Source organism: Bacillus pretiosus (assembly GCF_052947655.1).
This window is the reverse complement of the sequence record NZ_CM129593.1, coordinates 414,443-431,850: the sequence shown is the minus strand read 5'-3', so window position 1 is coordinate 431,850 and position 17,408 is coordinate 414,443. Positions and strand designations below refer to the sequence as shown.

The following is a 17,408-nucleotide window of genomic DNA, read 5'->3' as shown; positions in this document are numbered from 1 at the left end:
TCTCCTAACCACTTATCCTACTGGTATCATATATAATATAGATTTTCCTTTTCCATCTAACCCTAAAAAATTATTAATCCGATCATCATAAAAACCAGTAAAAGGTATAGCTTTTAGCTTTAAGTATGTACTTACCAACAAAATATTTTGGGATAGATGACCACTTTCCATTAAAGCTAATCTGTAAGCTCTTAAACCATATTTATCTACTTGATGCTCAAAATTAGCTACTAGCAAAAAAATTACTGCTGCCTGTTCGTAATTATTCTCTGCAATTAATGGGTTTCTTTTACTGTCTGTTGAGATTCCTAAATCATTTATATGTAGATCTAGATCTTCTTCCTTTTTTACCAGATGTAGCGTATTATGGCTTGGATTAAATAAATAAATTCCTCTATCTAAACCCTCTATATTTTGGACATATAAATATATTTCAACAGGGTACAATGCCCCACCAGAAGGATACGATCTTTTAGAAATAATGAACTCTTTATCATGACTAACAATCTTCTTCTTCTCAGTTGTCCCAGCACTAAATTGTAGTAATTGATGAAATTTTTCACGCCCCATGGTACCCCCTGAAAACTCCCAGGATGACCTTCTACCGAAAAGAGAATCGATAAATTCATTTTCGCTATTATATAACTCTTTAAAAGATGGTACCTTACATACAACAGGGTATGTTTTTTCATAGTCATATAGAGGAACAGAATACGGCATTAGCGGCATTTGTTTGCTAAATATATCTGGATAATATTTGCTATTCTCATGATATAAGGATGCTAACCAAAATCTATCCTCAAACAGCTTGTTTACCCTATCATCAACACTAATTACATTATATGAATTTACAAACCAATTTTTATAAGACATTAATCCACCAACTTTTTTATTAAGCTTGCAAGAATATATTCAAAATCAGGTGTAATACCTAAACGATTATTTGTCATATGAATAATTGAGATAGCTATTGTCTGAATAGCCATGGTTCGAGCTGATAAATCGTCTACTCTCTTGCCATCTAAAGGATTAATTAATTTAGAGCCCAATAAATTCCTATATGCTGTTTGAACATGTTTCTTCCACTCTACATACAGACTATTTAAATTACCTTGATTATATGTGCAGTCCATATTTTCAAGTAATTTTAAACGCTTTTGAATAACACTTCCTTGGTCTTTGTATAAATTATTCACAACATTATTCACTTTTTCTCGATCATCCACATAATTATTCCAAAAACGCGCATAAATATCAAAGAAATCTCTTAAGTTTTTAACTTTCAACTCTAGAGCTGTAATTATCATTATATCAATAGATACCACCAATAGTTTGTTAAAAGGAATTTTTTGTGAAATTAGCTTTAAAGAAAGTTCGCTAGAATGATAGAATAAATTTTCACAGGTATGGATGGTATCATCTCCCCCATACCTTAATATCTCTGGTTCATAGCTTATCTCTTTAACAGTAAAATTAGGATAAAACGGCAAACTAGTATAATTAATTTTCTTCCCATCAAATTTATGATTCTTATAGTAATCTTCAGCTGTTAATTTATTTGTTTGTTTTTTAATACTATACTTTGTAATAATTTCATTTAACTTTTCAATAACTTGTTGTACATCTACCTTTAAATTTAAAAATCTCAGTCTTATATGTGGCCCTCCTTCCCAATAACGTATAAAAAACCATTTATCTATTAATTTGTTTTTTTTCATTTCCTGTAAAAATAGATCTAAATCTTCTTCCATGAAGCTATGATAATTATTACTGTCATGCAAAAAAACATGTATAGAATTCCAAATATTTGTTGTTTCAGGTGCTAACATATTAACATTCCTCTCAAAAAATGTTTATGGGAAAGGATGTGGATCTGAATTGACATCATCCATAGTTTGAATAGTAACTGCTTGTCTGAAAAAATTTTCCCCTTGCTGAATTCTTTTTAAATTAATTCTTCTATATTGATGCCCAAAAGACATCGTTAGCATTCCTTCAACAAAAACCTTGACAGCTTTAAGGTTTGATTTTTCTAATTCACTGCTTGTTTGATTTACAATCAAAATATCACCAAATGTACCTGATACTACGTTTAATAAATGTTTGACTTCTTTCGTAAAATTCATAGATGGTTCTTCTTCATACCAGCTTTTATAACATTCTCTAATATTTTTAGTTTTCGATTCCTCAGTAAATAAAAAAGAAAATCTTTCAAGTGTTTCTGGATGTGAGTATAACAATACGTGGTCATCCATAACCTGTACTTTTCCTGAATCTGAAACCATTTCTGCTGCTTTCTCCCTATCCTTCAGAAATACTTCTTCATAAATGGCAAATGAAGTTGTAACTTCTACTAAAGCACCTAAGATTGCTTTTTCAGGGTTTGGATGAGCCCCTGCTGCAGAGTATGTTTTGACAGGAGCATTTTCTTTTGGGTTTATCATCATTACCCAAACAGATGGTATACCTGTTTCCATTGTTGTGTCAAAAATATGTATATCATAGCCTTCCGCTTCAATTAACTCTGTAATGATAAGCAGGTTTTTGTCCTCTACATCTTCCAAATTGATTCTAGTCAAAGGCCTTTTCGTATACCATGAAACTAAGAAGGCATCTCTTTCTATAACCTCTAATAAACCATAGAAAATAGCTTCTTCAATAGAATTTCCTAATGCACAACCATTGGAGGTCTCATAAACAAATCGATTACGTGGTTTTGAGTTATCATTTAGTAACCTATAATAAATCATTGTTTCCGGTAGTAGTACAGGGGCTTTCTCTTTCCATGAATAGACCCAACACCAATTATATTCTAGGTCATCAGAATACGGAATATATCCATACCCCGGTTCCTCATATTGAGATTTATCATGTAGTGTAAGTCTTTTAGGGTCAAAAGCCTTATCTTTTAATTGCTTATACGAACCATGAATAACTGTTTTTGTTCGTCTAGGATGCATACCAACATATCTTTCTAATGCTTCTAGAATTGATGATTTCTCTGAATCATAAAAGTTATATGTACGTCCACTACCATATTCTATTACGTCGCCTTCAAATAATGGCATTTCAGATACTACAAAGGGCATCCACCTAGTTTTTATTTGATTTCTATAAATATGAGTAATTAATCCCGTACGGTAATCTACATATAAATTTCTCAATTTTTCCAAATTAAGCAAAGGATTATCTAAACGATATGTCCTTTCCTCTGATTTATAGATTTCTTTAAAATTAATGGTAGCTAATTCCGGAGAATCTTCTGGTAATAAATTACATGTAGCGCATAATGGATTTTGTAAAAAAGAATGCCTTTCCCCATGAGAATTTTCTTGGTTCCCTACATAAACGGCATTAATTAACATATCCTTCTTTTGACCCTGAAAATACAGTTCTAGTTGATTATGAATAATAGTTGCAAAAAAGAGTCCTGTAACACTATCCATTTTTAAATTATTTTCATTTTTAATCTCTAAAAACTCTTCGCTTTTTCTGCGTAATATTTCTTTTTGAGGATGTGCTACAACAACCCTTTGTTCACAACAACTAACACAACCTACATTTTCTTCTGGTATTACCCATGGTCCTATTAATATTTTCTCCATATCAATTGTACATCTCAAAAATGGTTTTTTATACTCTACAGCAAATTGCTGAATAAATATGTCTTCTTTTATATTTTTTTCATCACTACAGCTTAATACTGCATTAAAAGAGCTAAGATCATTATTTAGTTCAGAAATACTATTAACCTGAAATACTTCTATCTTTTTTTTCTCTAAAAAAGATTTAGTTTCCTTAGCAAAAAAACCTTCACCAATAACGACTACACATTTTTTCATCATACTACACACCCACTCTTTCTAATCTAACTTGCCCTGCAACCATGTTACTTTGAACAATTAGCGGGTCTTTATCGTATATGAAATATTGTATATTGATGTTATCTGCCTTTAATTCAGTTTCTATATCTTTTATATAGTTAAATATATCTTTTTGAGTATTTATAAATGCTTCATTCAATACTATTGTATTGTTTTTAAAATTTAATTTCCCCATCAAATTATTATCAATATGATAAATGTAAAAATTAGATTTAAATGACCCTTTTTTATAATGCATATTCTCCAACTGTGCATTAGACAACATTTCCATAACTCCATTTAAAAAAGCATCATGACTATTAAATCCAAAACTTATGAAATACTGATTTTCCCAATCCTTGAACAATAATAGTGAAAGATTTTTATACTTTGTATCAACCTGAAATACTTTAAAACTTTTATTAGATGTAACTTTCAGGAAATGATAGTATAAAAATAACAGGTTATCTTGCTCTATATTTTTATACTCTATATTTAGAGGGGTACAATGAATATTTTCTTCTGCAAGTATTTGTTGTACTAACTGTAGCAAGAGTCCTTTTCCTAAAAATTCACTAATATTTCTTCCACAAGACCAAACTGTATTATCACATTTTTCATCCAATGAATCTTCATTATTCAAAAAGACTCTAACAATATTGGTAACTAAATTTGCTTCCGCTTCTATTAACGTCTGACCATACCCAATAATATCGATTTCCTTATCCAAACCACTTTTAAATCTCAGACCTGTCATCAAATGAGAAATGGGGATTTGGGGGTTTTTTTGGGGCTCTATTCGATCTAATATTCCTAAATACTCGTGTTGCAATAAATCAATATTATATTCTTTTTTGTGACTATGTAGCTTCTTCTCATCTATATCGTTGATACTTTTCCAATTAACTTCTGACGACTTAATATTATATTCAAAATTTGGATGGCTACTTATTTTTAACTGATAAGGATCAATTACATAAAATTCATTTATTATATTTTTATTTTCCAAATAATCCATAAGCAACCTTAAGCTTAAAATACTAATGGTATCGTCTTTAAACATTTTATTTTTACATTCTAATTTATTTTTATTATTTGTAAATCTATCCTCGAAATATTCCCAGCTTTTTGATGTAAACCATCCAACTACTCCATAATGATTTATAGAAACAGCAATTAAAATAGGTATATCAGGGGACATTTGAAGTAAATTATAAATCTCTTCCTTATTATATGTATCGCTTATATACACAGTACAGGTATTTAGATATTGAGTATTTAGCTGATTTTCTACAATTTCTCCATACTTATAATGCAATTTAAATGTATCAAAGGAAGAACCTTTTCCATATAAATAAACTATATTTTTATTTAAACTTGAATTACTGTGTTCTTCCCTTATATCTTTATTAAAGGTAATAATCTTCTGCTTAAGAAGTAATTTCAATAAATTCGAAATTACTTCTTGTTTATTTTGTGGAAAACTACATATAATCTCTTCCATAGAATGGTTAGCTTTAATGAATTTAATAATCTCATTAAACTCATCATAAATTTCTTCATTTTTAACAAAAAAACTATTTTCTCTAGTACGAATCATAATACCATCAGAATATTTTTCGATTTTAGCATATTTATTTATATACAATTTTTGATCAAAAATAAGCATATTATTTTACCTCTTTATACCCCATTAAATTTTTCCAGTCACATTCAAATATTTTCTCTACTGCATTAGATAATATAAAACACATCATATTCCGATCCTTAGCATTAAATCCAATAATAGGTAGTTGTTCATAGAAAATATTTATGATAAATCGGTAAGCATTAAAATGTTTGGACTCTAATAATTCGATTCCTTTATTACTCGTTAGTAAATGTTTATGAAAACTACTAAATCCCTCTAATGATTCTTTATCTTTTATAACTTTTTTAAAGCTATTTGAAGACTCAATTCTTATATCCTCCGAAAGGGAAAGTTTTTCCATTGTACTTACTATTAAATCATCCCATTCCCTAAATACCTTTAAATGGGGATCATTTCCCCATTCAATTTCTACTTTTCCCAATAGAAATTCAGCCAGAAAACTCTCTATTTTTGCGGAAACTCGAGCCTCAACTTCTTTAAATTCTTTTATAATCACATGGTCTAAATTCCTTTTTCCAGCTTGATGCAAAAAACCTTCAGCATGAGATTTAAAGCTTAAATAGCCATATTTAATACCATCTTTAAATTTATCAGCTATTAATGCCATTAAGCATATACAATAAACTAGTCTCTCTTCTTTAGATTTTGAATCACTAATAATTTCCTTGAAAATCGGCATTATTTCGTTTAAGAAAAATTCTCTACTGCCTATTAATAGGGGATTATCCCCAAATAGTGCAGTATTACGTTTATAATCTGTAAACATAACAGTATTATTTTCGTATATAGGTGTGTATGGTCCATAATTATATTCCAATGCACCTAATTTCTTAGAAAGAATTAGATATTCTTTACTATTTATTTCTTCATTGGAAGGATATTCCGCTAGATATTCAGAAACATATCCCATCAAGAAGTTTTTAACTTTCTTTTTTTGATTTATAGGAAAACCGGATAAATTCAAATCAATATGCGGTCCATATTGCCAGTGTCTTTTTAAGTAAAACAATAAATCACCATAAGTAAGCCTTAACTCCTCAATTAGCGGGAATATACAATCTAACAGAATAGAATCCTTATCTCGATCATAATAAAATATCCTTAAGGTTAACCAATCTTCTTCTTGAATCATTTTTATATCCCCTTACATACCTTTTGAGTTAATTCGAGAATATATTCCTCAACATAATTCTCTTGCTCTGAATTATCTATATATTCCCCTAAATCCGGCAAAACTTCCTCAATCAATAATCCATACTTAATAGTAGTGGTCAATTTTCTAAATACCTTAACGAATATAGGATTACTTAAATCCATATAAAGAGGTTTCGCATCTGTATTTTCATAATTATCGTCATCCTGCGATTTGACTAAATCCTTATATTCCAAAGGAACCATTTTAAAAAAGAATTTTGTTGGTAAATCATTTTCCAAAATCCATTTTTGAATATTATAAAAGTACTGCATTTCACTCATATTAGCCTCTAACTCTAAAAACCTTTGCCTTGGAATAACCCATTTTTTTCTCTGTATTACCACATTACCAATAGTTATACGCCCATATTTTCTTATGCTTAACTTTTCTTCTGGAGGTAAGTTTAGCTCATTATAAATGTGAAATGGTAATCCTATATACCCTGATTGAAATATATGAGTCAAATATTTTTGTAAACTTGGTAAATAAAATGGAGTCAAATATCCTATATAGAAAGGATTTATTTTCCCGATTTTATTATGTCTTAAAACAAGCCTCTTCGTATTTTTATCAAAAACTAATGATAAATCATTAATTTTTATACTATTACATGTTTGGCGTGCCAATGGAAAATCACTCATTTCCAATTCATACTCTCCCATAGCTGGATGCAAATTGGCATTGAATCCCATTGAAGAAGATAACTCAATAGTTACTCCATCATTATCAAAAACTTTTTCCTTAAGATGTCTTTTTAATGAATTAATATAAGATTTTTGATAATAATTTAGAAAACGAGTAAAAAATTCTGTATATCCTATATAAACTTGGTTAATAATTGCTAGTGAATTTTCACCTCTAGTTTTTTGAACAAAAAAACTATGCGAGCTTGTGCGAGACTTTAGTTCCTGAGGTATTTCTTTATAGTAACGTTCAATATCCTTTTTATTAATACAAACATTGTTACCATTGTTAGTTGGAGATATAAATTCGTCCATAAAGGATTTTTTTAGTTTATTAATCTTCTTTATGTGCGCAAGATTTTCTCCAAACTTTGGTTCATATCCTGGTATTAGCGTTCTTAAGTATTCATCAAAAAGAGGTTTTAGAAGAGTTAGAAACTCTTCGACGTTATTACAAACCCCTTTTTCTCCATATTTTTCAATAAACAACTCTGCGACTGCACTCTGGTAACGAAATCTTATATCGAAAATAGGCGAAATCTTTTGTAATAATTCAATATTATTTAAAGTAATTTCCCAGTCTTCCTTTTTCTCTGCCGAATTCTTATACAGTATAGAATCTTCGTAGATTATGTTATTTATTAATTTTTTGGGGAAATCTACTTGTAAAAATTGAGCTATTTCTATAATTATATTTTTTATTTTTGATAAAATAATATTCCTTTGGTTCGTTGATGCATCCGAGTACAGTAATATAAATTTATTTATTTCACTTAAAGATGCACAAACTTTTCGAACAACTCCAACATCAAAAGATGCCATTTTTGATATACATTCTTCTATAATGTTTTCTGATTGCTGATCTAAACATACATTTGGTAGAATTAATTGAATTTGATTAAGCTTCTTAATAAAACTATGAGTCTTTGTACTAGAATTGAAAATTTTATTTACATATAAGAAGAGCTGATTATATGTTAAACACTCCTCTTCTTTAAGTAATTCAACAATCTTTTTAATTAATGGATTATTATTGATATTTATTAACTTTTCATTAGATCTAAATACTTTGGATGTCTTATCTACTTTATCCTCATTTATAATATAACTAATTACATTATTATCCTCACTAACTGTAGAATTTAAATGATAAGTACAAAAAGGCATAACATCATTATGCAAGAGTAAGTGATCAAATATCCGCATAACTAAAGTATAATTAATCTTCACGAAACTCTTTCGAATCTCTTGATTTCCTATTTGATTTTCCTTACCATCCCACTCCTCAACTAAAGTTGAAGTAAATGTACTAAAGGGGCTTGTTTTACAAGCTGCTCGTATAAGAAAAATTGCTAATGATGGCTCTATCTTTCTTAATCTTGATTTTTGCTCATCAATCGGCGTAGTAGTATATTGTATCGTTTTTTCATACATGGACTGGCTTGTAAGTACTATTCCATTTAATAAGTTTTCATTTTTAACTACCTCTTGAAAATCTTTTCTTATCCTATATAGTTCCTCTTTGTAAATAACTGGATATAATTCTTGCATTCTTTTTAACTCCCGTAAGCGCACATTCCATTTATTTACAAATTTGATTATATTTAAAGGGACCCCTTCTGTTTCTACACAATCCAAATCAATTTCTTTGAATTTGTATACATTTTTTTTAATGGCGATTAACTTTTTTCTAATTAAGGGATTCTTTTCTGCTTCGACTTTCAAAAAAATCAAATGAAATAAGTCATCCTTTATGTTATCCAATTGTTGTTCTATTTGTAGCGTATCCCGAATTAAAGTTACTGTATTACTAGCTGTCAAACCTATTATTTTATCAAGTGGTACGCCGCCAATTCTTTTTAAGTAATACGGAGTTAATATCCTTTGTTTATTTTCTACATTTAGAACCATACTACATCTCCAAATCCTTTATTTTGTTTGAAACCCTAAAATATTTACAAATTTAATGATTATATAAAAATATTTTACTCAGTTATTATTACACTATACTAAGTATTAAATTAAGAGCAGCAAGATGAGCAACAAGATGAAGATCCACATAGGTAAGTACCATTAGATCCACTACTAGCACCTGTTTCCGGAATAGAAATTGCATCCGTTACCTCTGTAATATCCAGACCTGTAATTTCTAAATCATCAAAAAAATTAACGTTTTCTTTATTCATTTTTTCCATAATTGTGATTACCTCCATTAATTTTATTAATATATTTTATGTAATTATTATTACACTATGCTAAATATTAAATTAAGAACAGCAAGATGAGCAACAAGATGAAGATCCACATAGGTAAGTGCCATTAGATCCACTACTAGCACCTGTTTCCGGAATAGAAATTGCATCTGTTACCTCTGTAATATCCAGACCTGTAATTTCTAAATCATCAAAAAAATTAACGTTTTCTTTATTCATTTTTTCCATAATTATGATTACCTCCATTGATTAATTGTTATTTTTTCCATTAAATTGTTATAACATGTCATAACTTGTAATATTTTAGGGAATCGAACAAAAATCATAATATCACGATGCATTATTTTAGTAAATACTTTTATTTTATAGAATATTACTTTTTTTTAAAAAAATAACCTCTGTAAAAACATGTTATTGAATTATATGCTCTTTTTTTTTACAATATCTCACTAATATTACATTATAATAAGTATTAATTTAAAAATAGTAAGATGAAGATTCACAAGTAAGTACCATTAGATCCGCTACTAGTACCTGTTCCATTAGCGGAAATTACACCTGTAACCTCTATAATATCAAGACCTGTGATTTCTAAATCATCAAAAGGTTTAATGGTTTCTTCGTTTATTTTTTCCATAATTATAAATAGCTTCATTGATTAATTGTTACTTTTTGTATTAAAATGTAACAATATTTAACATTTCACATCATAATATCATTATATAAAATTAGATTAATCAAAATATTACAAGTACGTATCTCCAAAATATAAATTTAGTTTTATGTTCTAGGATAGTAACAGTACTTCTATGAATGCAGGAGGCCCTAATGGAACCTATACATTATATAAAACAATTATTCCCAAAATTAATCGCCCTAAGAAGATATTTACACCAACACCCTGAAATAGGTTTTGAAGAGTACAATACCAACAAATTCATCAATAAAATTTTATCTTCACTTAATGAAATCGAAATTATTCCCCAAGTAGCAAATACCGGAGTTATCGCAAAAATAAATGTAAACAAACACTACAAAACATTAGCGTTCAGAGCAGATATAGATGCATTACCGATTCAAGATAAAAAAGAGGTTACATATAAAAGTCTCTATGAAGGTTTTAGCCATTCTTGTGGTCATGATGTTCATACTACAATTTTACTAGGAACTATTCTTACATTAATAAAATATAAAAATCAGCTTAGATGTAATCTAATTTTTATATTCCAACCTGCTGAAGAAGGTCCTGGAGGCGCTAAACCAATACTTGAGTTTATTCAACCCGATCAAATCGATATGATTCTAGGATTACATGTTTTACCACACTTACCAACGGGATATATTGCAGCCAGTGAAGGATTAGCAATGGGGGCATCCTCAAAGATTAATATTAATCTTTGTGGTGAAGCGCGCCATATTGCCGAATCAGTTCATGACGAAAATCTAATATATTTATCCAGCGAATTACTTATTCTACTTAAAAATGCAGAAAAAACTTTTAAAGAAACTCACAAAGACTTTTTATTTTCAGTCGGAACTATCAATGGGGGGTATTACTATAATACAACTGCTGATGAGATTACAATGACAGGCACTATCAGGTCTTTTTCCCATCAAACTAATAAAAGCTTCTTCGAGTACATTAAAAATAACATTACTAACTCGCATTTAAAAACACTAATTCCTAAGATTAATATAGATTTTGAAAACATGTATCCTCCTCTTTACAATGATAATGAAGCTATACAACTTATTAAAGCCTCTGCATCTAAAGTACTTGGTACAAAAAATATTGTCCCCGCATGGAAGGTTTTAGGAGCTGATGACTTTTCCTTTTATACAGAAAAAATAAAAGGTGGTTATTTTTGGCTAGGAACACATAAGTATGGAGAAATAGCTTATGATCTTCATAGTCCTTATTTTGATGTTGATGAAAATTGTATTTTTTATGGAACTTTAGTTTTATCACAAATAGCCTTAGATTATTTTTAACCTCCAAAATTACTTAATGCTTATAAAGAACTTTAATAAACAAATTTTTTTCACCTTTGGAACATGTTGAATAATATGTTCCAAAGGTGAAAAATAAGTTTGCGTATATGTTAAAGAATTATACTGCTTTAAATTTAGAAAGAATGGAATCAATCCATTTTAAATATATTCCATTAAAAAATCATCTGTAATTTTATTACTTCCCACCTCAATAAATAACATCCTTCTATAAATAAACATCGCATCTTAAATTACATATTTTTTAATTTTCCTCTTATATTTAATTAACCATAAAATGTCTAAATAAAAAATAAAGCATAAATTGTCTAAAAGGACAATTTATGCTTTAAGTTACACTAATTTAGAGAGAATGGAAAAGATACTGCAATTACATAATAAATTCAAATAAAAAAGCTAAGTCATGTTGAATTTCTTGCATGCTCAGGCTTTTTATTAGTCGAACTTAAATCCTTTTAGAGCTTCTGCCATTGCATTATTCAATGGTTCTTCTTCTTTTTTCTGTTGTTTCATATATTTTTGAACGTCGCGTTTATCGGCTTTGTTTCCAGATTCTTTTTTACGTCGTTCTTGGAATGTTGATAATTTCTCACGATAGCCACATTTACATGCGAAAATTTGGCCTGCACCCTCACCACGTAATTCTAGTTTCTTCTTACATTGCGGACAGCGAGCGTTTGTTGTACGAGATACATTTTTACGATGACCACATTCACGATCTTGGCAAACGAGCATTTTGCCTTTTTTACCGTTTACCTCAAGCATAGGTTTACCGCAATCAGGACATGACTTTGTAGAAATATTTTCATGTTTGTACTTTTTATCACTTGCTTTAACTTCTGCAACGATTTCTTTAGTGTGCTGTTTCATTTCATTAATAAAAGCATCTTTTTTTAGCTTGCCTTTTGCAATTAGTTCAAGTTTTTGTTCCCACTCCGCTGTTGTAGCTGGTGAACGTAATTCTTCCGGAACTAAATCTAACAGTTGACGACCTTTGGGTGTGATGTAAATATCCTTGCCACTACGTTTTTCGATTAGGAATGAATTAAATAGTTTATCAATGATATCTGCACGTGTCGCTACAGTACCTAATCCACCAGTGGATTTTAACGTATCAGCAAGTTGTTTATTTTGCGTATCCATATATTTTGTAGGATTCTCCATTGCTGATAGTAAAGTCGCTTCGTTAAATCGTGCAGGTGGCTTTGTTTGACCCGATGTTTGCATAATTAACTTTATAGTTAATGTATCGCCCTTTTCAATGCGAGGTAAAAGTTGCTCTTTTACGTCATCAGTTGCATCATCGTCTTCAAAGCGATTTTCGTATACTTCCTTCCAACCAACATGTAAAATTGTTTTCCCGCGTGCAATGAACGTTTCATTACCAACTTTTGTACGTAACGTTAGTTGCTCGTATTCGAATGCTGGGAATAAAACAGCTAAGAAACGTTTGACAACTAAATCATAAATTTTACGTTCTTTATCTGTGAAGGCGGAGAAGTTAACGTATCCTTCTGTTGGAATAATTGCGTGATGATCACTTACTTTACTATCATCAACAAATGACTTATTAGACTTGATAGGCTTTTGTAATACTTTATGTGCTAAAGGACGGTACTCTCCAACGCCACATGCTTTTAGACGTTCTGGAAGTGTTCCAACGATATCAGATGAAATATAGCGTGAATCTGTACGAGGATACGTTAGCACTTTATGCTGTTCATACAACTTCTGCATAATGTTTAATGTTTCTTTCGCAGAGTAACCGAACTTTTTATTTGCATCACGTTGTAGTTCCGTTAAATCGTAAAGACCAGGAGAGAATGACTTCTTCTGCTTTTTATCAATCTCCACAACAGTAGCATTTTGCTTATCTAAGCTCTTTACGATACTATCAATTTTTTCTTTGTTAAAGCTTCGATTATTCCCGTTAGTATCTTGCCAAGTTAGTTTGACTGAATCAGTTTGTGCTTCAATGCCATAGTACACTTGTGGTTTGAAGTTTTTAATTTCATCTTCACGTGCAGCTATCATGGCTACAGTAGGCGTCTGAACACGCCCACAATTTAACTGTGCATTATATTTTGTCGTTAAAGCTCTAGTGGCATTTAGTCCGATGTACCAATCTGCTTCAGAACGAGCTACGGCAGCAAAATATAAGTTTTCATATGCTTTACCAGGTTTTAAATTATTGAATCCATCTTTGATTGCCTTATCTGTTACGGATGAAATCCATAAACGTTTGATCGGTTTATTCACTTTAGATTTGGCAATAATCCAACGGGCTACTAACTCACCTTCACGCCCCGCATCTGTCGCGATAATGATTTCATTTACGTCATTACGATTCAACTGTGATTTAACGGAATTAAACTGTTTACCAGACTGTTTGATTACTGATAGTTTTAAACGATCAGGTAGCATTGGTAAATCTTCTAAATTCCACTTTTGATATTTCTTATCATACACTTCTGGATCAGCTAAGGTTACTAGATGTCCAAGTGCCCATGTTACGATATATTTATCGCCCTCTAAAAAGCCGTTCCCCTTTTTATTACATTTCAGTACATTCGCAATATCACGAGCTACTGATGGTTTTTCTGCTAATACTAAGCTTTTTGCCATATTTTCATACTCCTTAAATATCTTGTACTTTATACTATAACACAGTTCTAATACATGAAATATGGATAAAGGATTAGTTCTATTTTGAAGTCATTATTGTCATTGCTTGTTTAAGTATTTCTACTTCCTGTTTTAAACGTTTATTTTCTTTTTGAATAGCACTGAATTCTTTAAAAGAAATAGCCGATTCATCAGCATATAGTTTTATCCAAGAATAGATTGCGGTGGGTGATACTTTATATTCCTTACCCAGTTCAGTTGTTGCCCTTCCTTCAAGATGTAATTGAACAATTTTCTTTTTAAAACTTTCGTCATATTTCTTACTAGACATAAAAAATCTCCTTCAAAAAATGTTTATTAATATTGTAGCATCACCTTTTTATGATGACTATAGTCGGTCGATTAAATTAGTGAATTTCTTAGTTAATTAACTAAGAGGTGAGCGTATGGAGATATCAAAAGCTTTTGGTACCGTGTTGAGAAAACACAGAAAACTAGCTGGTCTTTCCCAAGAACAATTGGCGTTACAATGCGACCTAGATAGAACTTTTATTGGATTACTAGAACGCGGACAAAGACAGCCTAGCATTACTACGATATTTATTATTTGTGGGGTACTAAAAATCATGCCTCATGAATTAATTAAAGAAGTTGAAAGTTTATGCGTTATTTAAATGATGTATTTCACAAAACATAGAGGGAAATTGAAGAGCGAATATACTATACAAAAGTATGGACTAAATTAAGAGAACCCCTGCTAGTAGCAGTAAGGTTCTCTTAATTATAAGCAAAATATATTTTTCCACTTTATCAGAAGACTATAAGTCTAAGTCTTCGATAAGTGTATTTTTCGTCTTCGTTATAGTTACTACATTATCAATTGTATTATCAGTATTAAGCTCTAGTATAGCCTTATTAGGCTGTTCTTTAAATATATCCTGAAATAGTTGTTCCACTGTAGCAGATCTAGTTTTTCCAGTTGTAATTAAGTTTATTAAACCAAGATCTTTAACGCTTGATAAATTTGCCCATTGAAAAAGAACATTTTGATAGATTTCGTTATTGTCCTTGAGATTTACAATCTCAGCCTTAAGTTCAGCGATTTCTTGTGACATCTTAGCTTCTTTTTCTTTGAGTTGATTGTAGCGAGTAGATATTTTACGATAGCCATACTCATTTACCTTCAGTTGATTAATAATTTTCTTTTTAGTAGCTGGAGTGTCCTGTGATAATCTGTTTATAACATCATTTGTTGAGATAATTTCAATGTATTGATTATTATTTTCTATTAAAGCGCTTCTCTTTTTATTGATTTCATCAACTAACAATTTCCCTTGACGATCAGGTTTTCTCCAAAAATCTTCACTCAGTTTAAAATCTAATATTCCTTTGTTATATTCTTCTAATGCATAAAGGAAAATTTCTTTATATCTTATAATTTGAATATCCCCCTGATTTCTTAAGAAATCATCAATAATCTTTAGAAGAATATCTTTAGGATATATTTTAGGCTTACGCCCTCGACTTTTCATACATTTCAAACCCTTCCTTTAGTTTTGCTAATTGGTATAATGCATCTTTTACTTGCTTAGAACTTTCAATTAACTGATAATTGAATTGCGAATTTTTTTCATCATATACATCATTTTTATGATGTATGAGGCCAGTTTTATGAAGTGCTAATAGTTTATCGATGCATAATTTAAGAACAGACTCTTGATTAACAAGGATGTTTTGTAATTTATCATAATGTTTTTGGTAATCATCGAAGGTTATTCTCCAATGTTTACAGAGATAGTGTTCATCTACGGGACAGTCTTGTAAAGGATCTGTACAATAACCGATTTCTAATGGAATTTTAACAACTTCAGAAACTTCCGTAGTGGTATTCATCGCATTTTTAAAAATAATTTCTTTGAAAAATTCGTTTGAAAGGTCACCTAAATGTCTTTTTTGATTCGCTAATAATTTTATTAGGTCTGAATCAACCCAATATTCCAAGTGGTTATGATAAGCCATTTGAGAATAAATAGAATTGTGTCCCCCTAATCTAGCAATCTCACTGGGATGATAACCTTGCAACATTAAATTCAAAAATGCAAAATGGCGAGTATCATTTGGTCTTATTTTCCTATAAATATTGTAAGGTGATTGGATATGTGGCTCCAAGCTGTTCTCTAATAATTTGAGGCCATACTTCCCACAAACAATTTCACTATAAAATTTGTTTAATAAATTCTTGAAATTTGTGTAATTAAAGATTTCTGGTTTTATATTTCGAACTGTACTAGACGTTTGCAATAATGTTTTAGACGGTTTAACAGAATATATTTTTTGTTGATATAATTTAATTGAATTGGCAATTTTATCCGAAATCAAAATTTTGTCGTAAGCGATTTTACGATTCCTTAGATTTTTGCTTCGAGGTAAAGATAAAAAACATCCTTCTTTATTAAAATTTAAACAATCAAATTTCAAATTACAAAATTCGTTAATACGTATTGGGATAATGTTTGTTAAATTCCACCATAAATAAATTGGATAGTAGTCCAAATATTCTTTATCAATTTCCTCATTAGAAAAGTATACTTCAACTATTAAAGAAAATTTAAGAACATCTTGGCTTGATGGTAATTTTCTTATTGCTGTTGATTTCTGTATTTGATAGTATCTTAAAATTAGTTCCAGATACTCTTCTGGCACTATCAGATCTTGGCAAAAATCTAGAAATTCTAATAGAAAAGATGCTTTAGTTTGTAGAGAATTATGTTTAAGCTCTTTAGAAAAATAGTTAAGTTCAAATTCATCTATTGCTTCTAGATTAAATCCTTTACTTAGGATCAGTGCATCCTTTGCTCTTCTTGTTTTCCTTGTCAAATGCTGAAAGCTGTTACCATCCTCTAAAAGTAAAATAAACCAAGATTTTAATAGCAAGATAAATTGGTCAGTATCAAACTTCTTTGATGAAAAAGAATCGAAGCTAAAGTCTACAAAATGTGTTTGTGAAAAATATTCGTCATAAATATCCCATCTGTTATTGGATGCTTCGGCTGTAAGATTTACACCCGTGCCTTTAAGACTGTTTATCCTATCTTGTAAAGTGCCACGGAGACTCTCATTATAATGAGTTGAGGTAGACGAAAAATCTAAACTATGATTATTCTCCAT

The 17,408-nt window shown here is 30.0% G+C and carries 15 protein-coding genes; 2 read left to right on the top strand and 13 right to left on the bottom strand.

All coding sequences use genetic code 11. The annotated features are described in order from the left end of the window. Window positions 1-12: 12 nt before the first annotated feature. From ACU8YW_RS02235 to ACU8YW_RS02195, 9 genes are all read right to left on the bottom strand, one after another. A complete protein-coding gene (locus ACU8YW_RS02235; RefSeq protein WP_426934223.1) occupies window positions 13-873 on the bottom strand; it encodes a SagB/ThcOx family dehydrogenase in 861 nt (286 codons plus the stop codon). Beyond that, window positions 873-1,829, bottom strand: a complete 957-nt coding sequence (locus ACU8YW_RS02230) for a thiopeptide-type bacteriocin biosynthesis protein (RefSeq protein ID WP_426934224.1) — start codon at window positions 1,827-1,829, stop codon at window positions 873-875. Before ACU8YW_RS02230 ends, ACU8YW_RS02235 begins: the two co-directional genes overlap by 1 nt. A gap of 24 nt (window positions 1,830-1,853) precedes the next feature. Beyond that, window positions 1,854-3,845: a TOMM precursor leader peptide-binding protein gene (locus ACU8YW_RS02225; RefSeq protein WP_446894032.1), complete on the bottom strand. Its 1,992-nt coding sequence runs from the start codon at window positions 3,843-3,845 to the stop codon at window positions 1,854-1,856. Between the two features lies 1 nt (window position 3,846). Continuing rightward, on the bottom strand, window positions 3,847-5,532 hold the full coding sequence (locus ACU8YW_RS02220) for a hypothetical protein (RefSeq protein WP_446894031.1): 1,686 nt from the start codon (window positions 5,530-5,532) through the stop codon (window positions 3,847-3,849). Window position 5,533: 1 nt separating this feature from the next. Further along, window positions 5,534-6,646 carry a lantibiotic dehydratase C-terminal domain-containing protein gene (locus tag ACU8YW_RS02215; RefSeq protein WP_426934227.1) on the bottom strand — a complete coding sequence of 371 codons (1,113 nt, stop codon included), beginning with the start codon at window positions 6,644-6,646 and terminating at the stop codon, window positions 5,534-5,536. A gap of 2 nt (window positions 6,647-6,648) precedes the next feature. Next, window positions 6,649-9,303, bottom strand: coding sequence for a lantibiotic dehydratase (locus ACU8YW_RS02210; protein ID WP_446894030.1), 2,655 nt, complete (start codon window positions 9,301-9,303; stop codon window positions 6,649-6,651). 110 nt (window positions 9,304-9,413) lie between these two features. Next, the gene (locus ACU8YW_RS02205) at window positions 9,414-9,587 is read right to left on the bottom strand and encodes a thiazolylpeptide-type bacteriocin (protein WP_002169255.1); all 174 of its coding nucleotides are present in this window, start codon (window positions 9,585-9,587) and stop codon (window positions 9,414-9,416) included. A 72-nt stretch (window positions 9,588-9,659) separates the two neighbouring features. Next, window positions 9,660-9,833, bottom strand: a complete 174-nt coding sequence (locus tag ACU8YW_RS02200) for a thiazolylpeptide-type bacteriocin (RefSeq protein ID WP_002169255.1) — start codon at window positions 9,831-9,833, stop codon at window positions 9,660-9,662. A gap of 271 nt (window positions 9,834-10,104) precedes the next feature. After that, window positions 10,105-10,242 (bottom strand): hypothetical protein, encoded by a 138-nt coding sequence (locus ACU8YW_RS02195; RefSeq protein WP_426934229.1) that lies wholly within the window; start codon window positions 10,240-10,242, stop codon window positions 10,105-10,107. A gap of 191 nt (window positions 10,243-10,433) precedes the next feature. Here ACU8YW_RS02195 and ACU8YW_RS02190 point away from each other — a divergent pair, with 191 nt between their 5' ends. After that, complete coding sequence (locus ACU8YW_RS02190) at window positions 10,434-11,597, top strand: M20 metallopeptidase family protein (RefSeq protein WP_426934230.1); 1,164 nt, start codon at window positions 10,434-10,436, stop codon at window positions 11,595-11,597. Window positions 11,598-12,050: 453 nt separating this feature from the next. On the opposite strand, the gene ACU8YW_RS02185 is transcribed toward ACU8YW_RS02190, so the two are convergent. Both ACU8YW_RS02185 and ACU8YW_RS02180 read right to left on the bottom strand, forming a co-directional pair. After that, the gene (locus ACU8YW_RS02185; protein WP_426934231.1) at window positions 12,051-14,240 is read right to left on the bottom strand and encodes a DNA topoisomerase III; all 2,190 of its coding nucleotides are present in this window, start codon (window positions 14,238-14,240) and stop codon (window positions 12,051-12,053) included. Window positions 14,241-14,319: 79 nt separating this feature from the next. Continuing rightward, window positions 14,320-14,571: a transposase gene (locus ACU8YW_RS02180; RefSeq protein WP_002169259.1), complete on the bottom strand. Its 252-nt coding sequence runs from the start codon at window positions 14,569-14,571 to the stop codon at window positions 14,320-14,322. A 115-nt stretch (window positions 14,572-14,686) separates the two neighbouring features. Here ACU8YW_RS02180 and ACU8YW_RS02175 point away from each other — a divergent pair, with 115 nt between their 5' ends. Further along, window positions 14,687-14,914, top strand: a complete 228-nt coding sequence (locus tag ACU8YW_RS02175) for a helix-turn-helix domain-containing protein (protein ID WP_016103240.1) — start codon at window positions 14,687-14,689, stop codon at window positions 14,912-14,914. Between the two features lie 144 nt (window positions 14,915-15,058). Here the strand turns inward: ACU8YW_RS02175 and ACU8YW_RS02170 are convergent, their stop codons facing one another. Together ACU8YW_RS02170 and ACU8YW_RS02165 are read right to left on the bottom strand one after the other, a co-directional pair. Next, complete coding sequence (locus ACU8YW_RS02170) at window positions 15,059-15,772, bottom strand: hypothetical protein (RefSeq protein WP_033798012.1); 714 nt, start codon at window positions 15,770-15,772, stop codon at window positions 15,059-15,061. Next, window positions 15,753-17,408, bottom strand: a complete 1,656-nt coding sequence (locus ACU8YW_RS02165; RefSeq protein ID WP_016103238.1) for a site-specific integrase — start codon at window positions 17,406-17,408, stop codon at window positions 15,753-15,755. The genes ACU8YW_RS02170 and ACU8YW_RS02165 overlap by 20 nt, the downstream gene beginning before the upstream one ends.

Coding starts and splice junctions, on each gene's coding strand:
- ACU8YW_RS02190 (WP_426934230.1), top strand. CDS start 10,434: ATGGAACCTATACATTATATAAAACAATTATTCCCAAAATTAATCGCC.
- ACU8YW_RS02195 (WP_426934229.1), bottom strand. CDS start 10,242: ATGGAAAAAATAAACGAAGAAACCATTAAACCTTTTGATGATTTAGAA.
- ACU8YW_RS02230 (WP_426934224.1), bottom strand. CDS start 1,829: ATGTTAGCACCTGAAACAACAAATATTTGGAATTCTATACATGTTTTT.
- ACU8YW_RS02205 (WP_002169255.1), bottom strand. CDS start 9,587: ATGGAAAAAATGAATAAAGAAAACGTTAATTTTTTTGATGATTTAGAA.
- ACU8YW_RS02180 (WP_002169259.1), bottom strand. CDS start 14,571: ATGTCTAGTAAGAAATATGACGAAAGTTTTAAAAAGAAAATTGTTCAA.
- ACU8YW_RS02220 (WP_446894031.1), bottom strand. CDS start 5,532: ATGCTTATTTTTGATCAAAAATTGTATATAAATAAATATGCTAAAATC.
- ACU8YW_RS02210 (WP_446894030.1), bottom strand. CDS start 9,303: ATGGTTCTAAATGTAGAAAATAAACAAAGGATATTAACTCCGTATTAC.
- ACU8YW_RS02170 (WP_033798012.1), bottom strand. CDS start 15,772: ATGAAAAGTCGAGGGCGTAAGCCTAAAATATATCCTAAAGATATTCTT.
- ACU8YW_RS02200 (WP_002169255.1), bottom strand. CDS start 9,833: ATGGAAAAAATGAATAAAGAAAACGTTAATTTTTTTGATGATTTAGAA.
- ACU8YW_RS02215 (WP_426934227.1), bottom strand. CDS start 6,646: ATGATTCAAGAAGAAGATTGGTTAACCTTAAGGATATTTTATTATGAT.
- ACU8YW_RS02235 (WP_426934223.1), bottom strand. CDS start 873: ATGTCTTATAAAAATTGGTTTGTAAATTCATATAATGTAATTAGTGTT.
- ACU8YW_RS02225 (WP_446894032.1), bottom strand. CDS start 3,845: ATGATGAAAAAATGTGTAGTCGTTATTGGTGAAGGTTTTTTTGCTAAG.
- ACU8YW_RS02175 (WP_016103240.1), top strand. CDS start 14,687: ATGGAGATATCAAAAGCTTTTGGTACCGTGTTGAGAAAACACAGAAAA.
- ACU8YW_RS02165 (WP_016103238.1), bottom strand. CDS start 17,408: ATGGAGAATAATCATAGTTTAGATTTTTCGTCTACCTCAACTCATTAT.
- ACU8YW_RS02185 (WP_426934231.1), bottom strand. CDS start 14,240: ATGGCAAAAAGCTTAGTATTAGCAGAAAAACCATCAGTAGCTCGTGAT.